Source organism: Caulobacter sp. GW821-FHT05F04, from assembly GCF_059419665.1.
Genome location: NZ_JBWKSF010000004.1, coordinates 539715 through 558768 on the forward strand (window position 1 = coordinate 539715; position 19054 = coordinate 558768).

A 19054-nucleotide genomic window follows, 5' to 3' on the forward strand; every position below is an offset into this window, starting at 1 on the left:
CCGCGCTTAGCGCGGCTGCGGCGGCGCGACCCAGCCGTCGGCGTTGTCGATATAGGCTTTCCGGCTGGCCTTGTCGTAGAGGCAGAGCTTGGCGTTGTTAGAGCCGCGCGAACGGTCGGAGACCAGCACCGCGACCTTGCCGACGCGGTCGTCGAAGCCGATGATCGGCGAAGGCCGGGCGTTGCGGTAGCCCGAGGCGGCGACGCAGCTGCGGGTGACACGCTGATTGAACTCGGCCCAGGCGCCCGGACTGGAGGCTTGGGCGGAGACGGCGGACGCCAGGGCGCCGACGGCGAAGACAGAAGCGAAGATTACGCGAGTCACGTTCAATTCGATTTTCCCAGGATGTCGAGGCGCCCCCGCCTCACCCCTGAAACGTCCTGCCCCGTCGGTGGTTTCCTCGGGCGCGCGAACTAGTCGTCTTCGTCGTCGTCATGCCCGCCGGCCGGGCCATATTCGAAGGTCAGCAGGTCGCCGGGCTGGCATTGCAGCTCACGGCACAGGGCGTCGAGGGTCGAGAACCGGACGGCGCGGGCCTTGCCGGTCTTGAGGATCGACAGGTTGGCGATCGTCACCCCCACCCGGTCGGAGAGCTCCGTCAGCGACATTCGGCGGTCGAGCAGCACGCGGTCGAGGTTCACGCGGACAGGCATGCTTGGATCGCTCCGGTTCAGATCGTGAGTTCGGCTTCGCGACGAAGGCGGGCGCCCTCGCGGAAGACCTCGGCCAGGACGAAGACGACCAGCACCGAGAACCAGGCGGTCAAGGTGAAGCTGTCGTCGATCACCTTGGCCTTGGGGGCCAGCCAGCGGGCCATGCCCGAGAAGACGTAGCGCCCAACCTCGAGGCCCGCCAGGACAAGGCCGATCAGGCGCAGGCGCACCACGTTGTCGGGATGGAAGGGATCGCCGGCGGTCAGGGTGGCGAAGATCTTGCGCAGGCGCTCGACGATGACCATCCAGCCGCCCAGCAGCAGCGCCCAGGCGGCCAGGGCGCCGGCGAACAGCGGCCCGTCGCGGCTGACCGCCTCGACGGCGTCGCTGATCGGCAACATCGAGGCCAGAAGTTCTGGATTGAAGCTGAACAGCAGGGCGACCAGCGTGAACAGCGACAGAAGGCTCACGAAGATCCACAGCCCGACATAGATCACGTCGAGGATGATCTTCAGAAAACTCGATACGGAGCCTGGGCCCAAGGCGCGCATGGCTGCTTCCCCCCGACAGCGACGCTAAGCAAATTGCCCCGCGTCGCGGCGGGCGTCAAAAAACCCAGTCTCGGCTCTGGAAACCCTTACCCGCCTAGAGAGTCTGCACCACGAAGGCCACGGCCGACACCGGCACGGCCACGATGAGCGCGGCGGTGATGACGGTCATGAGAACCTTGTCGGCGATGCGGAACAGGCGGGCGGCGGACATCGTGTTTCCAGTTTGAGAGACGTGGACGGGGTCGAGCCATTCGGCCTCTATCCACAGGTCAACAGATAGAGCGCGTTTCCGGTTCCGCCAATGTTGTTTATCGAGAAACGATATTAAACTCTGGTAATGATGCACGGTCGCGCGGAACAGTTGCCGTAAGGTCACAGTGGTGTCGACGGCGGTCTCCAAGCCAGGGTAAGGAAGCGCGTTGCCGTGCTTAGGGAGATGTCGGATGGCGCTGAAGCTTGAACCGGGCGCGAAGCTTGTGCTGGCCACCCACAATCCCGGCAAGGCGCCCGAGATCGCCGCCCTGCTGGACAGCCGCTTCGAGATCGTCACCGCCGGCCAGCTGGGCCTGCCCGAGCCGGAGGAAACAGAAGGTAGTTTTGTCGGCAACGCCCTGCTGAAGGCGCGTCACGCGGCCGACCGCTCGGGCTTGCCGGCCCTGGCCGACGACAGCGGCCTGTCGGTCAAGGCGCTGGACGGCGCGCCGGGGATCTTTTCGGCCCGCTGGGCAGGACCCTCCAAGGATTTCGTCGCGGCCATGAAAAACGTCGAGACACGGCTGGAGGAGACGGGTTCCGACGACCGCTCGGCCTGGTTCACCTCGGCCCTGGCGGTGGCCTGGCCGAACGGCCCGGCCGTGGTGGTCGAGGGCCGCGTCGACGGAATCCTGGTGTTCCCCGGCCGTGGGGCGCGCGGCTTCGGCTACGACCCGATCTTCCTGCCGGAGGGCCAGCCCCTGACGTTCGGCGAGATGGAGCCGGCCGCCAAGGACGCCATCAGCCACCGCGCCCGCGCCTTCGCCAAGCTGAAGGCGGCGCTGATTGACTGATCCTTCCAGGGCCCCGCTGGGCGTCTATGTCCACTGGCCGTACTGCGCGCGCATCTGCCCCTATTGCGACTTCAACGTCGTGCGCGACCGGGGCAAGACCGACGAGCAGGCGGCGCTGGCCGACGCCATCGTCGCCGACCTGGAAGCCCAGCGCGCCCTGACCGGTGAGCGAACCTTACTCTCGATCTTCTTCGGCGGCGGCACGCCCTCGCTGATGGATCCGGGGGAGGTCGCCCGGGTGATCGACGCCGCCAAGCGCCTGTGGTCGCCGGCCGACGACCTGGAGATCAGCCTCGAGGCCAATCCCACCGACGCCGAAGCCGATCGGTTCAAAGCCCTGGCCGACGCCGGGATCCAGCGCCTGTCGCTCGGCGTCCAGGCGCTGGACGATGAATCCCTGAGGGCCCTGGGTCGCAACCACGACGCCGGCGCGGCGCGGCGGGCGATCACGGCGGCGACCAAGGCCTTCCCGCGCCTGTCGATCGACCTGATCTACGCCCGTCCCGGCCAGACCGACGCGGCCTGGCGCGCCGAGCTTTCCGAGGCCATCGCCCTGGGCCCCGAGCACGTCTCGCCCTATCAGCTGACCATCGAAGCGGGCACCGCCTTCGACCGCGCCGTCGGACGCGGGACCCTGGTCGTCCCCGACGAGGACCTGGCGGCCACCCTGTTCGAGACCACGCAGGAGATCCTGGAGGCCGCCGGCTTCGACGCCTACGAGGTCTCCAACCACGCCCGGGGCGAGGCGGCGCGATCGCGGCACAACCTCGTCTACTGGCGCGGCGTCGACTATGTCGGGGTCGGGCCGGGCGCGCATGGCCGCCTCGCCTTGCCCGAAGGCCGCGCGGCCACCGTCGCCCACCGCGCCATCAAGAACTACATCGCCGCCGTGAGCGAGACCGGCCTCGGCTTCGCGCGCGAGATGCTTACCCCCAAGGAAGCGGCCGAGGAGCGCCTGGTCCTGGGCCTGCGCATCGACGATGGCGTCAGCTTCGACGAGATGACCCCGCTGGGCCTGACTCCTGACCTGCCCAAGGTCCGCGATCTGGTCGAGGCCGGCCTGCTGGGCGACGATCGCAACCGATTGCGCGCCACCCGCGCCGGCCGCCTGGTGCTGGACCGGCTGACAGGCGCGCTCGCGACCTGATATGCCTGTTTCGGCTAACTCAAGGACACCCGCACGTTGAGCCGTCAGCTTCCCCCGCCAGCCCTGTCCGACGCGCCCCTGGCGCCCGGCCTCTATCTGGTGGCGACGCCGATCGGCAACCTGCGCGACATCACCCTGCGGGCCCTGGACGTACTGGCCGCCTGCGACGTGTTGCTGGCTGAGGACACCCGCGTCACCGGCAAGCTGCTGGCGGCCTATGCCATCAAGACCAAGCTGGAGCGCCACGACGAACACGTGGCCGAACGCGCCATTCCCGGCGTCCTGCAGCGGCTGGAGGCCGGCGAGCGCGTTGCCCTGGTCTCCGACGCCGGCACCCCGATGGTCTCCGACCCCGGCCACCGCCTGGCCAAGGCGGCGATCGCCGCCGGCCATCCAGTGATCCCGATCCCCGGCGCCTCGGCGGTCCTGGCGGCCCTGACCCTGGCCGGCCTGCCGACCGACCGCTTCCTGTTCGCCGGCTTTCCGCCGCCCAAGAGCGCCGCGCGGCGGACCTTCTTCGAGGAATTCGCCAACACCCGCGCCACCCTGATCTTCTACGAAGGCGCCTCGCGGGTCGACGACTGCCTGGCCGACATGGCCGCCGTGTTCGGCGGAACGCGGCCGGCGGCGGTGTGCCGCGAACTGACCAAGCTCTACGAGACCTGCATTCGCGGGCCGCTCGCCGAACTGGCCGCGGATCCGCGCTTCGCGGCGCCCAAGGGCGAGATCGTCATCCTGGTCGGTCCCGGAGCCGAGGAACTCGCCACCGCCGACGACGCCGAGGCCGCCCTGCGCGAGGCCATGGCCCGCCTGCCCCTGGGCGAGGCCGCCTCCGAGGTCGCCAAGGCGCTGGGCCTGTCGCGCAAGGATCTCTACCGCCAGGCGCTGGCCTTGAAGGAGCAGACCTGATGGTCCCCGGCGGTCGCCATGCGCATGTTCGCCAGGCCAAAACTCGGCAGGAGAGAGGCGCCGCGGCCCGCAAGCTGGGCCGTAGGGCCGAGGTGGTCGCGGCCCTGTGGCTGATGGCCAAAGGCTACCGCATCCTGGGCTTCCGTCTGGCCACCCCGCTCGGCGAAATCGACCTGCTGGCGCAACGCGGCAAGGTGCTGGCCGTTGTGGAGGTCAAGCAGAGATCAACGATCGAGGACGCCCTGGACGCCGTGACGCCCACCCAGCGCGACCGCCTGCGCCGCGCCGCCGCCCATGTCAGCGCGCACCGCGTGGCCTTGCGCGATCTCTTCGTGCGCCTGGATCTCATCGCCCTGGCCCCCGGCCGCGCGCCGCGGCACCTTCCCAACGCCTGGGGGGCCGCATGACGCGCGACGAGGCCGAGGCGATCCTGACCAAGGCCGGCGAAGGCCCCGACGAGGGCTTCCCGCTGTTCGAGGCGGCCCTGGCCTGCGCCGTCCATGACGATCCCAGCCGCGACACCCAACCGGCCCTGGATCTGGCCCGCGACGCCGTCGAGCGCTTGCGCCGCCGCGCCGAGGCCGAGTCGCCGGAGGAGGCCGTGGCCGAGACCCTGGCCGGGGATCTCCGCCTGACCGGCGACGTGCTGACCTACGACCATCCCGACAACGCCGACGTCATCGCCATCGCCGAGCGCCGCAAGGGCCTGCCGGTGGCGCTGGGCGTCTTCTACCTGCACGCCGCCCGCCAGGTCGGGCTGGAGCTCTACGGCGTCGACTTCCCCGGCCACTTCCTGCTGCGCATCGAGACCGAAGAGGGTCCGCTGGCCCTGGATCCCTTCAGCGAGGGCCGGGTGGTGCTGCCGTCGGAGCTGTCGCGCCGGGCGCTGCGAACGGGCCTGATGCCGGACGTCGCCTCGCGGCTGGAGCTCCTGATGGCGCCGATCTCCGACCGCGCCGTGCTGATCCGCCTGCAGAACAACATCTTCGCCCGCGCCCAGCAGGCCAAGGACTGGGTCCGCGCCGAGCGCTCGGCCCTGCGCCGCGCCCTGCTCAACCCCGCCGACCACCGCCCCTGGCTTGACGTCGCCGCCGCCCGCGAAGGCCAGGGCGCCCTGGCCGGCGCCCTGCAGGCCCTCTCGCGCGCCCAGATCCTGGACGGCGGCGCGGCCATCGCGGCCCGCGCGGCCCGCGAACGGATGCGGCTAAGGCTGAACTAGAGCACGTCCGCCGTTGGACCTGGGCGCGAGAACGCCTAACTAAGCCGTCGCGTCCAAACGCCAGGAAGAACCCCAGGAGCCCCCATGTCGCTGCGAGTCGCCGTCCAGATGGATCCCGTCCTGGGGATCAACATCGAAACCGACACGACCTTCCTGATGATGATGGAAGCCCAGGCCCGCGGTCACAAGCTGTGGTTCTACACGCCCGACAAGCTGTCGCAGGAAGACGGCCGGGTGTTCGCCCGCGCCCAGTCCCTGGAGCTTTCGACCGTCCACGGCGCGCACGCCAATCTGGGCGAGCTCGTGGTCCTCGACATGAAGGACGACATCGACGTCGTCCTGATGCGCCAGGATCCGCCGTTCGACATGGCCTACATCACGGCCACGCACTTCCTGGAGAAGGTGCACCCCCACACCCTGGTGGTGAACAACCCCGCCGAGGTGCGCAACGCGCCGGAGAAGCTGTTCGTCACCGACTTCCCGGGCGTGCAGCCGCCGACCCTGATCACCTCCGACCACGAGGCGATCTACGACTTCCGCGCCCGGCACGGCGACATCGTGCTGAAGCCCCTCTATGGCGGCGGCGGCTCGGGCGTGGCCCGTCTGTTGGCGGACGATCCCAACCTCGACGCCCTGCTGGAACTGCACGCCATGATCGGTCGCGAACAGGTCATCGCCCAGAAGTTCGTGCCGGCCGTCAGCAAGGGCGACAAGCGCGTTCTGCTGGTCGACGGCGAGCCGGTCGGAGCCATCAACCGGGTGCCGGCCGACGGCCAGGTGCGCTCGAACCTTCGGGTCGGCGGCCGCGCCGAGGCCGTCGAACTGACCCCGCGCGACCTGGAGCTCTGCCGGATCATCGGCCCCGAGCTGAAGCGCCGTGGACTGATCTTTGTCGGCATCGACGTCATTGGCGAGTACCTCACCGAAATCAACGTCACGTCACCAACTGGCGCCCAACAGCTGAAGCGTTTTACCGGGATCGACGCGGCGTCTGTACTTTGGGACCGCATCGAGGACATTCGCCGAAACGGTGGGTAACTCTGCGGAAACGTGGATGTTTCGCGAAACGTTCGTTTTTCGTTCTTGCTCCATTTCACGCGCTATGCTGTGACTTGTGGATAAATCAAATATCCGCAAGGGGTTGGAATGGCCGCCAGGGTGGTCACCGTCGCGTTCGAGGGCGTCGAGGCCCGACGCGTCGATGTCGAGGTGCAGCTGACGACCGGCGCTCAGGTGTTCGTCATTGTCGGCCTGGCCGACAAGGCCGTCGCCGAGAGCCGTGAGCGGGTGCGCGGAGCCTTCGCGGGCCTTGGCCTGTCCTTGCCCGGCAAGCGCATCGTCGCCAACCTGGCGCCGGCCGACATGCCCAAGGAAGGCACGCACTTCGACCTGCCGATCGCCCTGGCGGTGATGTCCGCCATCGGCGTGATCCCGATGGACGCGCTCGACGGCTGGGCGGCCATGGGCGAGCTCTCGCTGGACGGCCGCATCGTACCGGCGGCGGGAGCCCTGCCGGCGGCGATGGCGGCCGGGGCCATGGACCTGGGCCTGATCTGTCCGGAGGCGTCCGGTCCCGAGGCGGCCTGGGCTGGCGAGACCCGGATTCTGGCGCCACGCTCGCTGGTGGCGCTGATCAATCACTTTCGGGGCAGCCAGATCCTATCGGCCCCCGCGCCCGGCCCGATCGTCGAGGGCGAGCGGCCCAAGGACCTGCGCGACGTCAAGGGCCAGGAGCACGCCAAGCGGGCCCTGGAGATCGCCGCGGCCGGCGGCCACAATCTGCTGTTCGTCGGTCCGCCCGGCTCGGGCAAGTCGATGCTGGCCCAGCGCCTGCCGGGCCTGCTGCCGCCGCTGAGCTCCAAGGAGCTGCTGGAGACCTCGATGGTCCATTCGGTGGCGGGCTTGATCGCGCGCGGCGCCTTGACCCGCGATCGACCGTTCCGCGGCCCGCACCACAGCGCCAGCATGGCCGCCCTGACCGGCGGCGGACTGAAGGCCAAGCCCGGCGAGGTGTCGCTGGCGCATAACGGCGTGCTATTCCTTGATGAGCTGCCCGAGTTCGGCGTCCAGGCCCTGGACAGCCTGCGCGCGCCGCTGGAGACCGGCGAGGTGATGGTGGCTCGCGCCAACGCCCACATCCGCTACCCGGCCCGGGTGCAGCTGGTGGCGGCCATGAACCCCTGTGCTCGTGTGGCCTCTTTGTCGCTTGTTCCGCGAAGCGGGAGATGGAGCAGAGCGATCTCCACGTCTTCGCGGCCTATGACGATGCGGTCGGTTATGGCTTCCACCATCTGCCGCTTCTCCTCGGCAGGAAGGTCGCTCCACCGCGCGGTTAGGTCTCTCGCTTCGAGCGCTGCTTCTTCTCTTGAGGCGGTGTTGATGCGGAGCACATCGAGTTCGGCCTGGAGACGGGGCAGCTCGTCTTCGAGCTGCGTCCGACGCTCGGATAGCGGCTTGTGGCGGCGGCCGAAATCCTCCTGGGAGATCTCCTTCGCCACGTAGAGCTGGAAGACGGTCTCGTCTTCGCTCTCGATCCGGCGGAGTTCCGCTTCCGCGCTCTGGATGAGCTGCTCCTTCTCGCGCATCACGTCCTGGGCGGCGCGATCATGCGCGGCGACCTCCTCGGGCGAGATGAGGAAGTGGCGGAGCTGCTCGCGGTACACGGCTTCCAGATCGGCGGCCGGGATCTTGTTGCGGCAGCCTTCGCAGATGTAGGTGGGATGGCTGGTGCGGGCGTACATCTTCTGTCCGCAGGCGCAGTACGCGAAGCCCGCGAAGAGGTGGATGGCGCGGCGGGTGACAGGCGTACGGCGCTCCTTCTGGGCATTGAGCACCCGGACGCAGCTCTCCCACAGCTCCTCAGACAGGATTGGCTCGACCGGCGTGTACACCCACTCGCTCTCGGGCTTGAGGGACCAGGCTTTCGAGCTGTCCGTAGTCTGGGTGTAGTTGGCCCGGTGCAGCCCCTTGGCGGTTGGGTCTTCGAGGAGGCGGGCGATTGTGGTGTCTGAGAAGGCGGAGCCGTTGCGGGTCCGGTAGCCGCGCTCGTTCAGGATGCGTGCGACGGTCTTTTTGCGCTCGTGCTCAAGGAACAGCTCATGCACCAGGACGCGCACGGGGGCCTCCTTGGGATCCGGCACGAGCTGCTTGTCTTTCCATTGGTAGCCATAGGGAGCCCCGCCCCCGAGCGGCTTGCCGAGCTTCGCGCGGATCGGCACCGACGCCTGAACACGGCTGGCGATTTCAGCCCTTTCCCATTCGGCCATCGCTGCGATCATCGTAAAGAAGAGGCGACCGGCGGGACTTGAGGTGTCGATAGTTTCTTGGAGCGAGACGAGGTCCGCGCCTTCGGTGCGGAAGATCTCGGCGAAGTCGAGTAGCTCGCGGGTGTTGCGGGCCAGGCGCGCGAGCTTCGAGAAGACGAGGCCGGTTATGCGGCCGGCGCGGACGTCGGCAAGCATCCGCTGGGCCTCCGGGTGTCCCATGACGGACTTCCCGCTTACGGCGTCGAGGCGATAGACCTCAGCGACGTTCCAGCCCTTGGCTTCAGCATAGGCGCGGGCGCGGCGCTCGTGATGTTCGGGACTTTCGCCCCGCACCTGATCCTCGGTTGAGACCCGTACCCGCCGGAAATGAGGGGTAAGAAGGGGCCAGCGCAGCGTTAGGACACTCGGCGGCAGGAACTGCACCGCCCGCACCACGCCCCGGCAGCTCGCCGCGCCGCAGCGGCAATCCATGCGCCAGAGCGCCTCATCTTCGGTGAGGGAGTAGTCGAAGGTTAGCTCTTCGCCAGCCGCGACATCCCGGATCGCCACGAACTCGCGCGGCTCGCGGAACGCGAGGTTCGGCTCGCATGAATGATTCAGGAAGCGCGCGGGACCGGTGGGATCGATCCAGCGATGCTCGCCGATGCAGATCCAGTTCGGGTTCGCGAGGGCGTCATTGTCGTCAACGCTCTGCCAGACCCGCTCGGCCCCCTCGATTACGAACACCCGCTCCCCGGCCTTGAGCGGCCGGCGCGTGTAGACGCCCAAGCCGATGCGCCCGGTGTCGATAATGGCGAGAAAGCCGTCCTCCTCTCTCCGCACGCCCGCGCTCATCGGGCCACGCGACCCGCTGCCAACGCCCCGACATTCCGGCGGACGCTGAGCGCCGCCACAAGCGCGTGCAGCAGGAGGTTTATGCCGGGATAGATGAGTAGGGCCGATGGTGCCGACGCCATAAGCGTCGCGAGGGCGAGCGCGCCATACGCGGCGGCCCATACTACCCACGGCCACGGGCGCTCTTGGTCCGGCGCGCGATAGGTGCCGCGCAGGATCGGTATGAAGGACGTTATGCTCGTGCCTGCCGCTCCGGCGAGGAGCAGCGCCGCCGCAAGCTCGAACAGATCTGGCCGCACCAGACCGCCCGCGCGTGCGACCCAGACCGCGAGGTATGCGAACGTACAGCCGACATCGAGCGCGAACGCGAGGAGGTCTGCACGGTCCAGGTCGCGCAGCGTCGCCCCGCGTAGAAACGCCAGCGCCGCAACGAAGATACTCGATGCTGCGCAGACCGCCGGGAGCATCAGCAGCGGCCACGATGCGCCCGCCGCCGCCTCAAGCACGACGACGAGCGCGGTCCCATACGCGAACATGAGCCAGCTCGCGGGATTAGGACGGGTCTCAGCGCGCAGCGCATGGCGGACATAGAAGCCGTACCCTGCTGCCTGGAGCGCGCCCGCCACCAGTCCGAGCGCCGCTGCCGGAGATAGCCCCGTCAACGCACCGCGCCTAACGAACGTCGCGGTTTCTGGGCACGCCAACCATGCGCCACTCCGTGCCCCACAGCTCGAAGTCAGCGATGTACGCCCCAGGGACTAGCTGGTTCGCCGTCCATCCGCCGGGCGGCGCGCCGTAGCAGCGCGTTCCCGCCGCATCATTGGCCGAGATGTTCTGGAAGCCACCACGGCGCGGCAGCCGCTGCATGAGCGCCCGTACTTCCACCTTGGCCGTCGTGCCTTCGATGCGCTCAGCCGTGTAGGAGACACCTGCCAAGGCGAAGAAGTCTGCGCAGCGGTACGTGTCGCCGATGTAGTCGTTAAAGCGCTTGTCGCGCATGGCGTCGAAGATTTGCGTGACCGCCTTGCTCCGATCGATCGCAGGTACGCCGCGATCCCGCGTTCCGGCGGACGCCGCTCCGGTGTTGCCTTCGTTACAAGCGACAAGCGCAAGCGCTGCTATGGCGAGCGCCAAGCCGTTGTGGAGAATAGCTTTCATGACCGCCCTGGTTAGTCAGCCGCTCAATACCGGATAATCATGTACTGGAAAATCATGTATCGCAATTTCCGGTATAGCGGAAGGGCTGGTCTCACGAGTTCCAGCCCGCATGTCGAAGTCGGCCTTTACCGACGCCTATGCTTCCGTGGTCGCGGCTGTCCGCACGCTCCGCCTAGAGAAGGGCGTGAGCCAGGTGGAATTGGCCCGGCGGCTCGGGCGGCCTCAGCAGTTCGTCTCGTACTTCGAGACCGGCGTTCGCCGGATCGACCTGGTGGAGTTCGTGGTTATTGTCCGCGCGCTCGGCGGGGACCCGAAGAAGCTGTTTGCGATGCTGGCTGATGCGATGCCTGCGAATGTGGAGATCTAAACCACCACGTCATCCGCCAGTTGATCACCGACATGTTTTCAGAGGGCTACCCGCACCACCGCGCTTTCCACGACCCAACGCGGTCGGTCGAGGGTCGGAATTCCTATAAGGTTAATGCTGCACACGACATTGTGAGCACTAGGTGTAGTACCTAGGCCTACACGCAGGGCAACAAGTTGTGTTTTTATGCTTGTAAAACTAAGCGAATTGCGAGAGGTGTATGAGTACTCGGTTGATTCGCCTATGCGCAGGGGCGTACTTTCGTCAAGTGGCTGGGCGGTATGAGGGCTGTGCTTGTGGCATGGATCGCCGAGCCGTGAGGAGCGGACGTGTGCTGACGCACGATAAAGCTCAGGCCGATGATATCCCCACCCTTCGGGTGGACAGGATTCCCTTAACTCAATCTATGGTATATAGTGCGCGCGGAGAAGTTGGGGCGCACGGTGTCGCGCGCCCCAGGAAGGTTCTTCGACTACGCCAAAACGTAATCGCTGCGCACCATTCGGTGAATCGCCCGGACGTGCCCGATCAGGCTGCGACCGGTTTCGTGCGCCAGCACGGCGTCGGCGAACAGCGCCAGCGCAACCAGGCAAGCCGGCAAAAACGCGGCCTGGAAGGTTTGTGGAAGCGCCATCACGAGCGACGAGGCGGTAGCGCCTTGCAGCATATCACTCGCCAGAAGGACATCGTCTTTCAGCTGGACGATGTTGTGGATGGTGCGGAAGGTCCATTCGTACAGATGCTGGACCTGAACCAAAACGATCGCCGCAAGGCCAGCACTCGTGAAAGGTTTTGCTCGCAAAAAGGCGGCGATATCAGAGATCTTCGAAGGCGTCATGGCGGACTCCAGTCCTCTATAGCCTTTGGAGAAGCACCAGCATCGGGAACATCTTAGCGGAGAAGGCCCTTTACTGGTGAAGCGAAGCCGTCGTCCTCTGGACGACGGCTTTTTTCTTGCGCCGCCGCCACGAGGTGCGTTTCGTTCGTTGTATTATGATCCCATGGCAGTACTCCCCATTTCGCGCTATCGCGGGGGCCGCTGGGACGAGGCACAGCGGCCCCTGGATACAAAAAAGCCCCGCAGGACGGGGCTTTTCAAACAGTCAAAGATCATCGCCGGCGAAAAAGCCGCTGGGCCAATGCCCCCCAGGACGGATAGCGTCTCGATGAAGCTGCATAACCCTTAGAGCCTCCCCCAGATGGTAAATGGTCGCAAGAGGAATCTCTGCCGTTCCCAGAGACGTGATTGCGATACGAACACTCGAATTGAGCGCTCGTTCACCGGGTAGGGCTTCTGGTAAACGGATGCGCGCGGTCCCGAGCGCAACGGCCAAGGCAGCACGTCGTCCAACCCATCTCGGCGGCAGCGACTAGGTCAGAAACAGATCGAGCCTCGACCGGGTTCGCCGCGTAGGTTTCCACTCCCCGCTCTCCCACCGCCCGTACGTTCCTTCATCCACGCCGATCGCTTCGGCCGCCTCCAGGAGCGTCAGGCCCCGGCGCAGCCGCTCCGCCCGGAGCCGCTCGGGAAAGGTGACAGGTTTCGGCCACGGCTCCCCGCCTAGAAACCGAATGATAGCCGGATAGAACCGTGACAGCGGCTCCCGCACGTCCCGCTCCCACCACATCAACGACTTCTCGTCGCATCCAAAGAGCAACGCGACATCCTCGCGTCGCAGGGCGAGGGCTGCCCTCCGGCGGGCGAGCTGCTTCCCTAGGCTCTCTCCCTCAAGCGCCAGAACGCCGGGCTTTCTGGCCTTCAGGAACACCGGAACACCTGCGATCAGTACCCCAACACGAGCATGCCGCTGCGGCCACGGCGGGGCCGGGCGCGGCGCGTGCGGCAAGGCGCCTCGGTGCCAGCGCGAGTACCAGGGCCGGGTCTCGGGCCCGCTGATGGACCGTATCGACCTCACCGTCGACATGCCCGCGGTCACCGCCGCCGATCTGTCCCTGCCGCCGCCCGCCGAAGGCTCGGCCGAGGCCGCCGCGCGGGTGGCCAGGGCGCGGGCGCTGCAGCAGGATCGCGCCGACGCGCTGGAGGTCGCCGACGGCCTGAACGGCCGCGCGGAGGGCGCCTTCCTGGAGAAGATCACCAACCTCGACGCCCCCGGCCGCGCCTTGCTGGCCCAGGCGGCCGAAGCCGGCCGGATCAGCGCCCGAGGCTGGACCCGCACGCTGCGCCTGGCCCGCACCATCGCCGACCTGGAGGGCGCCGACGCCGTCCGCCGCGTCCACGTCGCCGAGGCCCTGGCCTATCGGCGGACCACGACGCCGGGTGAAAATCTAGTAGAGCAAGGTATCGGAGGATTGAACTGATGCCCGCTAGACCGACAGGTATCTGCAAACTTACGGGCGAAGCTGGTCCCTTTATGAAAGCGCACATTATTCCTGAAGCGCTCACGCGTCATGAAGTGCCTGGGCAGCCAATATTTCAAGCGGGCGAGGGAACGCGACCATCAAAACGCAAGACTAGCTGGTACGATCCAAACATCGTGACCGCGAAAGGAGAATCTATACTATCTAAATACGACAACTTTGGCATAGAACTTTTAAGAAGACGAAAATTAGTTTGGAGCGGATGGACCGGAAAGCACCTTAAACTTCGGGATCACGTAGCTATCACGGCTGAATGGGGAGTTAGAATAATAGATAACGAGGACTGGGATCGATTTCGACTTTTTCTTCTGAGCATTCTCTGGAGAGCCGCGATCAGTGAACGGCAAGAATTCCAAGAAATCATTATACCGAAGGCAGATATGGAGGATTTGAAAGAAGCCCTCATCTCTGAAGTTCCTCCTCTTACGAGATTGTACCCAGCGAGCTTAATTCAACTATCCACAAAGGGCCCGCGACATAACCAATCGCCAATAGCGGTGACCAAAACGACCCCACCTGTTGGCCCTAAGCTCGCACAGAATCACCGCTTTTTTAGATTTTTTGTGGAAGGGCTCATAGTTCATTTCGAGATCAATATGACCAGTGCCGCCGCCTCAGGGCTCGGCAAGATGGCTGTTGGAGCCGACGCCGAACTAGCCGTTCTCACCCGCCCGTATGAGGGGTCCTTTCAAGCTGAAAATCTGGGCCAAACCATGCTCGACACTTGGATAGCCTGGCCACAGATGCGACCACACATCCTGCGCTCGATGCACCATAGCCGCTAAGCAAACTCGTCGTTAAGCCGTGGCGGGTAAGCTTGATCTCCATGAGCGATCCCAGACCCGACGATAAGCGCCCCGGCGTCACGCCCGAGCAGCTGGCCACCCTGAGCCACGAGTTCCGCACTCCGCTGAATGGCGTGCTGGGCATGGCGCGCCTGCTGGAAAACACCAAGCTGACCGCCGAGCAGCGGTCCTACGTCACCGCCCTGCGCGAGAGCGGCGACCACCTGCTGTCGCTGGTCAATGACGTGCTGCACTTCGCCCGCCTCGGCGCGGCCTCGATCGAGCTCAGCCTGGCCCCGGTCGATATCGAGGGCCTGCTGCGCCAGGTCGCCGAGCTGATGAGCCCGCGCGCCCACGAAAAGGGCATCGAGATCGCCTGGGCCGTCCCGACGCCCTTGCCGACCATCCAGGCCGACGAGGGTCGCCTGCGTCAGATCCTGCTGAACTTCGCCGGCAACGCCGTGAAGTTCACCGAGGCCGGCGGCGTGCTGCTGACCGCCACGGCCACCACGGAAGGCCGCATCCGCTTCTCGGTCGCCGACACCGGCCCCGGCGTCGCGCCCGAGGCCCGCAGGCGGATCTTCGACGCCTTCGTCCAGACCGACATCACCCACGCCACCCAGCTGGGCGGCGCGGGCCTGGGCCTGGCCATCGTGGCCACGCTGACCAAGGCCATGAACGGCGAAGTCGGGGTCGGCGGCGAGCTGGGCCAGGGCGCCGAGTTCTGGTTCGAAGCGCCCTTTGACGTGGCCGCTCCCGCGCTCCGCGCCAGCCCGCTCGAGGGCCGCGCCGTCGCCATCGCCTCGCCCAACGCCATCGTCCGCGCCGCCACCGCGCGGCAGATCGAGGCCGCTGGCGGCCGGGCCTTCGCCGCCGTCGACATCGACTCGGCCCTGTCGGGCGCGCCGGCCGACGCCGTGCTGCTGATCGACGCGGCGCTTTCGGGGCCTCGTGGGGCGTTAAAGCCCCCAACCGGCCGCAAGGCCGTGGTGCTGCTGACACCCGAGCAGCGCGACCGCATCGAGCCGCTCAAGACCGCCGGCTTCTCGGGCTATCTGATCAAGCCGCTGCGCGCCGCCTCGCTGGTCGTCCAGGTGCTGCAGGCCGGCGAGACCGAAGCGACGCCCGCCACCGAGACGGCGCACGACGACCGCATCTCCGGGGCCGTGGCCCAGGGCGTCCGCGTGCTGCTGGCCGAGGACAATCCGATCAACGCCCTGCTGGCCCGCACCCTGCTGGAGCGCGAGGGTTGCAAGGTCGACCGCGTCGCCGACGGCGAGCAGGCCGTGGCCGCCGCCTCGGCCGGGGCCTACGACCTGATCCTGATGGACCTGCGGATGCCCGGCCTGTCCGGCGTCGAGGCCGCCAAGGCCCTGCGCGCCAAGGGCGTGGCCTCGCCGATCGCCGCCCTGACCGCCGACGCCTTCGACGAGGACAAGCGCACCTGCCTGGCCGCCGGCATGGACGATTTCCTGGTCAAGCCCCTCACCCAGGAAGCCTTGCGTGACGCCCTCAAACGCTGGACCACCTCGGGCGTCGCGAATGGGCTTGGCGGCGGCTGGACGAAAACCGCGACGCGAGCCAAGGTCGCCGGCTAGATCCGGGCGCGCCCCGGACAGGGGATCGCCGCGATGACTGACGAAACGAAGGCGCAGGCCGCGCCCGAGAAGAAGACTCTTCTCCAGACCCTCGCCTTCTTCGGCGAGCGGCGCAGCCTGGTGATGCTGGGCCTGGGCTTCGCGTCGGGCCTGCCCTTCATGCTGATCTTCGACACCCTGTCGCTGTGGCTGCGCGACGCGGGCCTGTCGCTGGCGGTGATCGGCTTCTTCAGCCTGGCCACCCTGTCGTTCTCGTTCAAGTTCCTGTGGGCTCCGCTGATCGACCGGGCCAAGGTGCCGGTGCTGCACGGCCTGCTCGGCCACAGGCGGGCATGGATACTGGTGTTCCAGACCGCCATGATCCTGGGGCTGTGGACGATCTCGACACTCAATCCGGTCACGCAGCTGCCGCTCCTGGCGGCGGCCGCCGTCGCGGTGGGCTTCGCCACGGCCTCGCACGACATCGTCCTGGACGCCTGGCGAATCGAGGTCGCCGACAAGGAAGAACAGGGGCCGATGGCGGTCGCCTATCAATGGGGCTTTCGGGGCGCGATGATCGCCGCCGGCGCCGGGCCGCTGCTGCTGGCCGAACGGTTCGGCTGGAACTTCTCCTACGCCGTCATGGGCTTCGTGGTCGGGATCGGCGTCCTCGCCACCCTGTGGGCGCCGCGCGAGATGGAGCACACCATCCGGCCGATCCCGACCGGCGACGTCCATCAGCCCCGCTCGCTGGAAGCCCTGGAATGGCTCGCGCGCCTCGCCATCCTGCTCGTCGGCGCCCTGGTCCTGGGCTCGGGCCTGTCGGGCGACGCGTCCCTGTTATCCAAGCTGGTCGGCGGCGAGGCCCTGGCCGAGGCTTGGAAGGCCAAGCCCAATGGCGTTTGGCTGCAATTGCTGGGCGTGCTGACCGGCCTGGCCATCGTGGTGGTGGCGGCCTGGCCGATCCCCAAGGTCCGCACCAAGCCCGGCGTCTATATGTCCGCGGCGTTCGGCGAGCCTCTGATCGACTTCGCCAAGCGCTTCAAGGGCGTGGCCGGCCTGATCCTGGCGGCGATCTGCGTCTATCGGGTTTCGGACTTCGTGCTCAACATCATGAATCCGTTCTACCGCGACATGGGTTTCTCGCTGACCGAGATCGCCGAGATCCGGAAGGTGTTCGGCATCGTCGCCTCGATGATCGGCGTGTTCATGGGCGGGGTGATCGTGGCGCGGCTGGGTCTGATGAAAGCCCTGGTGATCGGCGCCTTCGCCCAGCCGATCAGTAACCTGTTCTTCGCCTGGCTGGCCATGAGCGGCCACAGCGTGCCGGTGCTGTTCTGGGCGATCTGCATCGACAACCTGGCGGGCGGAGTCGCGGGCACGGCCCTGATCGCCTACATGTCCAGCCTGACCACGGCCGGGTTCACGGCCACGCAATACGCGCTGTTCTCGTCGCTCTATGCCCTGCCCGGCAAGCTGATCGCCTCGCAATCGGGGCGCATCGTCGAGGGCTCGGCGCTGGCGGCCGAGCACGGCGGGTTCACCGCGCCGCTGAAGGCCCTCTTCACCCACCTGCCGCCCGAGAGTTTCACCGCCGCCGGCGCCAAGCTGGGCGTCAGCGGTCCGGCCATGGCGGCGGGCTATACGGCGTTCTTCATCTACACGGCCCTGATCGGCGTCGTGGCGATCGTGCTCTCGTTCCTGGTGGCGGCGCGGCAGAAGCCGGTCGAGACCGAGGCGACGACCACCTAGGCATCGTGCGTGATCCTCGTCCTTCGACAAGCTCAGGATGAGGATCAGGGCCGGTTCAGTAGAAACCTCATCCTGAGCCTCTCGAAGGACGAGGTTTCCGTCCCGCCTAGACCTTCAGGCACACCACCTGGGCCACCCGCAGGTCGCGACGCAGGCCATCGGCGACGCGGCCGTAGTTCTCGGTGGTGATCGGCTCGCTGGGCGCGAACTCCGACGGCGCGGGCCGGCGGCGCGGACCCAGCAGGGTCTTCAGGGTCTCGGGCGCGGTCGTGTAGATGCGGCCGCGACGCGGAGCCTCGGCCACCGTCACCCCGATCACCCTTCCGGCGCTGTCCAGGGCCGGCGAGCCCGAGAGGCCGGCCAGGGTGCCCTTCAGCGTGTCGGTGCGACCGACCTCGGCCCAGACCAGCACCGGCTCGGTGCGGGCGCCGCGACCGTGGACGACCAGGTTCTCGCGGCCCAGCAGGCGCGAGGCGGCCTCGCCCGGATGGCCCTGCGGGAAGCCCGGGTGATAGGCCCGCGCGCCCCGGCGCAGCGGGGCGTCCAGGCCCAGCGGCACCGACGGCGCCCCGCCCTCGGTGGTCAGGATGGCGGCGTCGGCCTTGGGATCGACATGCACCTTGGCGGCCACGCCGCGACCATCCGCGACGACGATCGCGGCTTGCTTGCAGCCGTCGACCACGTGGCGTGCGGTCAGCCACGTGCCATCGTCGCCGACCGAGAAGGCCGTGCCCGAGCCCGGCTCGGGCCGATCGGGCACCTGGACCACGATCGACGGATCGAACGGCGAGGACGGCCCCAGCGGCAGCCCCTCCTCGCCCGGCACGGGCGGCGGCGGCGGCGGCGCGTCCGAGCGCTCCTGCCGGCCGACGGCGACGATCACCAGGGCGCTGACCGCCGCGGCATAGACCAGCCAGTCGGGAAGCTTGGGGAAATGCACGGTATGCCCCCCGATGCCGCCGGCTCAGCCAGCCACGGCGGCGGCGAGGATCAGGGCGGTGGCCAGCTTGGCCCCGACCAGCAGGGCGGCGGCGGCGACCTCCCCCTCGTGGATCCGCTCGGGCAGGCCCTGCAGCACCATGTCGGTGATGCGGAACACCAGGAGCTGCACGGCGATGGTCGCCGCGCCCCAGATCAGGATCTCGATCACCGAGGTCGAGGCGGTCAGCGAGATGGCCAGAGGAATGGCCAGGCCGACCATCACCCCGCCCAGCGACAGGGCGGCGGCCGAGTTGCCCTCACGGATCAGGGTGATTTCCTTGTGCGGGGTCAACAGGGCGTAGAGCGCCGTGCCCAGGATCAGCATGACCAGGGTCACGCTGGCATGCAGCAGGGTGACCGGGAAGCCGGTGGCGAAGGCCTGGACCTCGGGCGACTGGAGCTGGGACGGCATGGACGCGAACTACCCCGA

General features: G+C 67.4%; 21 protein-coding genes and 3 pseudogenes. 13 read left to right on the forward strand and 11 right to left on the reverse strand.

The window, feature by feature from the left end:
• Window positions 1-6: 6 nt before the first annotated feature.
• From AC07R7_RS13955 to AC07R7_RS13970, 4 genes are all read right to left on the reverse strand, one after another.
• Window positions 7-330, reverse strand: a complete 324-nt coding sequence (locus AC07R7_RS13955; RefSeq protein WP_494635559.1) for a hypothetical protein — start codon at window positions 328-330, stop codon at window positions 7-9.
• 83 nt (window positions 331-413) lie between these two features.
• Window positions 414-653 carry a helix-turn-helix domain-containing protein gene (locus AC07R7_RS13960; protein WP_492837681.1) on the reverse strand — a complete coding sequence of 80 codons (240 nt, stop codon included), beginning with the start codon at window positions 651-653 and terminating at the stop codon, window positions 414-416.
• 17 nt (window positions 654-670) lie between these two features.
• On the reverse strand, window positions 671-1204 hold the full coding sequence (locus AC07R7_RS13965) for a DUF2975 domain-containing protein (RefSeq protein WP_324112865.1): 534 nt from the start codon (window positions 1202-1204) through the stop codon (window positions 671-673).
• Between the two features lie 94 nt (window positions 1205-1298).
• Entirely contained in the window at window positions 1299-1415 is a 117-nt protein-coding gene (locus AC07R7_RS13970; RefSeq protein WP_492837682.1) for a hypothetical protein, read from the reverse strand.
• 232 nt (window positions 1416-1647) lie between these two features.
• On the opposite strand from AC07R7_RS13970, the gene rdgB reads away from it, so the two are divergent.
• The 7 genes and pseudogenes from rdgB to AC07R7_RS14005 all read left to right on the forward strand — a co-directional run.
• On the forward strand, window positions 1648-2250 hold the full coding sequence (gene rdgB / locus AC07R7_RS13975; RefSeq protein ID WP_494635560.1) for an RdgB/HAM1 family non-canonical purine NTP pyrophosphatase: 603 nt from the start codon (window positions 1648-1650) through the stop codon (window positions 2248-2250).
• Window positions 2243-3397, forward strand: a complete 1155-nt coding sequence (gene hemW / locus AC07R7_RS13980; protein ID WP_494635561.1) for a radical SAM family heme chaperone HemW — start codon at window positions 2243-2245, stop codon at window positions 3395-3397. The genes rdgB and hemW overlap by 8 nt, the downstream gene beginning before the upstream one ends.
• Window positions 3398-3433: 36 nt before the next feature.
• Window positions 3434-4306, forward strand: a complete 873-nt coding sequence (gene rsmI / locus AC07R7_RS13985; RefSeq protein ID WP_492887493.1) for a 16S rRNA (cytidine(1402)-2'-O)-methyltransferase — start codon at window positions 3434-3436, stop codon at window positions 4304-4306.
• A complete protein-coding gene (locus tag AC07R7_RS13990; protein WP_494635562.1) occupies window positions 4306-4713 on the forward strand; it encodes a YraN family protein in 408 nt (135 codons plus the stop codon). Before rsmI ends, AC07R7_RS13990 begins: the two co-directional genes overlap by 1 nt.
• Entirely contained in the window at window positions 4710-5525 is an 816-nt protein-coding gene (locus tag AC07R7_RS13995) for a SirB1 family protein (RefSeq protein ID WP_492837687.1), read from the forward strand. The genes AC07R7_RS13990 and AC07R7_RS13995 overlap by 4 nt, the downstream gene beginning before the upstream one ends.
• Window positions 5526-5609: 84 nt before the next feature.
• The gene (gshB, locus tag AC07R7_RS14000; RefSeq protein ID WP_494635563.1) at window positions 5610-6563 is read left to right on the forward strand and encodes a glutathione synthase; all 954 of its coding nucleotides are present in this window, start codon (window positions 5610-5612) and stop codon (window positions 6561-6563) included.
• A gap of 108 nt (window positions 6564-6671) precedes the next feature.
• A pseudogene (locus AC07R7_RS14005) lies at window positions 6672-7709 on the forward strand (YifB family Mg chelatase-like AAA ATPase); the annotation flags it as partial.
• On the opposite strand, the gene AC07R7_RS14010 reads toward AC07R7_RS14005, so the two are convergent.
• Genes AC07R7_RS14010 through AC07R7_RS14020 form a run of 3 tightly spaced genes read right to left on the reverse strand, consistent with a single transcriptional unit; the run spans window position 7667 to window position 10783 of the window.
• A complete protein-coding gene (locus tag AC07R7_RS14010) occupies window positions 7667-9625 on the reverse strand; it encodes a recombinase family protein (protein WP_494635564.1) in 1959 nt (652 codons plus the stop codon). The pseudogene AC07R7_RS14005 and the gene AC07R7_RS14010 overlap by 43 nt on opposite strands.
• Complete coding sequence (locus AC07R7_RS14015; protein WP_494635565.1) at window positions 9622-10251, reverse strand: hypothetical protein; 630 nt, start codon at window positions 10249-10251, stop codon at window positions 9622-9624. The genes AC07R7_RS14010 and AC07R7_RS14015 overlap by 4 nt, the downstream gene beginning before the upstream one ends.
• Before the next feature lie 46 nt (window positions 10252-10297).
• Window positions 10298-10783, reverse strand: a complete 486-nt coding sequence (locus tag AC07R7_RS14020) for a hypothetical protein (protein WP_494635566.1) — start codon at window positions 10781-10783, stop codon at window positions 10298-10300.
• A 109-nt stretch (window positions 10784-10892) separates the two neighbouring features.
• Between AC07R7_RS14020 and AC07R7_RS14025 the strand changes: the two genes are divergently transcribed.
• Window positions 10893-11150 (forward strand): helix-turn-helix domain-containing protein, encoded by a 258-nt coding sequence (locus AC07R7_RS14025; protein ID WP_494635567.1) that lies wholly within the window; start codon window positions 10893-10895, stop codon window positions 11148-11150.
• A gap of 472 nt (window positions 11151-11622) precedes the next feature.
• Here AC07R7_RS14025 and AC07R7_RS14030 read toward each other — a convergent pair whose 3' ends face one another.
• Together AC07R7_RS14030 and AC07R7_RS14035 are read right to left on the reverse strand one after the other, a co-directional pair.
• Window positions 11623-11988, reverse strand: coding sequence for a hypothetical protein (locus AC07R7_RS14030; protein ID WP_494635568.1), 366 nt, complete (start codon window positions 11986-11988; stop codon window positions 11623-11625).
• 532 nt (window positions 11989-12520) lie between these two features.
• Window positions 12521-12919, reverse strand: coding sequence for a helix-turn-helix domain-containing protein (locus AC07R7_RS14035; protein ID WP_494635569.1), 399 nt, complete (start codon window positions 12917-12919; stop codon window positions 12521-12523).
• Window positions 12920-12953: 34 nt separating this feature from the next.
• Between AC07R7_RS14035 and AC07R7_RS14040 the strand changes: the two are divergent.
• From AC07R7_RS14040 to AC07R7_RS14060, 5 genes and pseudogenes are all read left to right on the forward strand, one after another.
• Window positions 12954-13469 (forward strand): annotated as a pseudogene (locus AC07R7_RS14040) (magnesium chelatase subunit ChlI family protein); the annotation flags it as partial.
• Window positions 13469-14314, forward strand: a complete 846-nt coding sequence (locus tag AC07R7_RS14045) for a hypothetical protein (RefSeq protein WP_494635570.1) — start codon at window positions 13469-13471, stop codon at window positions 14312-14314. The pseudogene AC07R7_RS14040 and the gene AC07R7_RS14045, both read left to right, overlap by 1 nt.
• Before the next feature lie 41 nt (window positions 14315-14355).
• The gene (locus AC07R7_RS14050; RefSeq protein WP_494635571.1) at window positions 14356-15912 is read left to right on the forward strand and encodes a response regulator; all 1557 of its coding nucleotides are present in this window, start codon (window positions 14356-14358) and stop codon (window positions 15910-15912) included.
• A 33-nt stretch (window positions 15913-15945) separates the two neighbouring features.
• Complete coding sequence (locus AC07R7_RS14055) at window positions 15946-17643, forward strand: AmpG family muropeptide MFS transporter (protein WP_494635572.1); 1698 nt, start codon at window positions 15946-15948, stop codon at window positions 17641-17643.
• Window positions 17644-17652: 9 nt separating this feature from the next.
• Window positions 17653-17738, forward strand: a pseudogene (locus AC07R7_RS14060) (hypothetical protein); the annotation flags it as partial.
• Between the two features lie 11 nt (window positions 17739-17749).
• Here the strand turns inward: AC07R7_RS14060 and AC07R7_RS14065 are convergent.
• Together AC07R7_RS14065 and AC07R7_RS14070 are read right to left on the reverse strand one after the other, a co-directional pair.
• Window positions 17750-18583, reverse strand: coding sequence for a S1 family peptidase (locus AC07R7_RS14065; protein ID WP_494635573.1), 834 nt, complete (start codon window positions 18581-18583; stop codon window positions 17750-17752).
• 24 nt (window positions 18584-18607) lie between these two features.
• A complete protein-coding gene (locus tag AC07R7_RS14070; protein ID WP_492837695.1) occupies window positions 18608-19036 on the reverse strand; it encodes a DUF350 domain-containing protein in 429 nt (142 codons plus the stop codon).
• Between the last annotated feature and the right edge of the window lie 18 nt (window positions 19037-19054).

Bases quoted from the DNA above. Each gene is read 5' to 3' on its own strand.
- gshB (WP_494635563.1), top strand. From the start codon at position 5,610: ATGTCGCTGCGAGTCGCCGTCCAGATGGATCCCGTCCTGGGGATCAAC.
- AC07R7_RS14020 (WP_494635566.1), bottom strand. From the start codon at position 10,783: ATGAAAGCTATTCTCCACAACGGCTTGGCGCTCGCCATAGCAGCGCTT.
- AC07R7_RS13995 (WP_492837687.1), top strand. From the start codon at position 4,710: ATGACGCGCGACGAGGCCGAGGCGATCCTGACCAAGGCCGGCGAAGGC.
- AC07R7_RS13970 (WP_492837682.1), bottom strand. From the start codon at position 1,415: ATGTCCGCCGCCCGCCTGTTCCGCATCGCCGACAAGGTTCTCATGACC.
- AC07R7_RS13965 (WP_324112865.1), bottom strand. From the start codon at position 1,204: ATGCGCGCCTTGGGCCCAGGCTCCGTATCGAGTTTTCTGAAGATCATC.
- AC07R7_RS13990 (WP_494635562.1), top strand. From the start codon at position 4,306: ATGGTCCCCGGCGGTCGCCATGCGCATGTTCGCCAGGCCAAAACTCGG.
- AC07R7_RS14030 (WP_494635568.1), bottom strand. From the start codon at position 11,988: ATGACGCCTTCGAAGATCTCTGATATCGCCGCCTTTTTGCGAGCAAAA.
- AC07R7_RS14050 (WP_494635571.1), top strand. From the start codon at position 14,356: ATGAGCGATCCCAGACCCGACGATAAGCGCCCCGGCGTCACGCCCGAG.
- AC07R7_RS14070 (WP_492837695.1), bottom strand. From the start codon at position 19,036: ATGCCGTCCCAGCTCCAGTCGCCCGAGGTCCAGGCCTTCGCCACCGGC.
- AC07R7_RS13960 (WP_492837681.1), bottom strand. From the start codon at position 653: ATGCCTGTCCGCGTGAACCTCGACCGCGTGCTGCTCGACCGCCGAATG.
- AC07R7_RS14045 (WP_494635570.1), top strand. From the start codon at position 13,469: ATGCCCGCTAGACCGACAGGTATCTGCAAACTTACGGGCGAAGCTGGT.
- AC07R7_RS14025 (WP_494635567.1), top strand. From the start codon at position 10,893: ATGTCGAAGTCGGCCTTTACCGACGCCTATGCTTCCGTGGTCGCGGCT.
- AC07R7_RS14055 (WP_494635572.1), top strand. From the start codon at position 15,946: ATGACTGACGAAACGAAGGCGCAGGCCGCGCCCGAGAAGAAGACTCTT.
- AC07R7_RS14010 (WP_494635564.1), bottom strand. From the start codon at position 9,625: ATGAGCGCGGGCGTGCGGAGAGAGGAGGACGGCTTTCTCGCCATTATC.
- rdgB (WP_494635560.1), top strand. From the start codon at position 1,648: ATGGCGCTGAAGCTTGAACCGGGCGCGAAGCTTGTGCTGGCCACCCAC.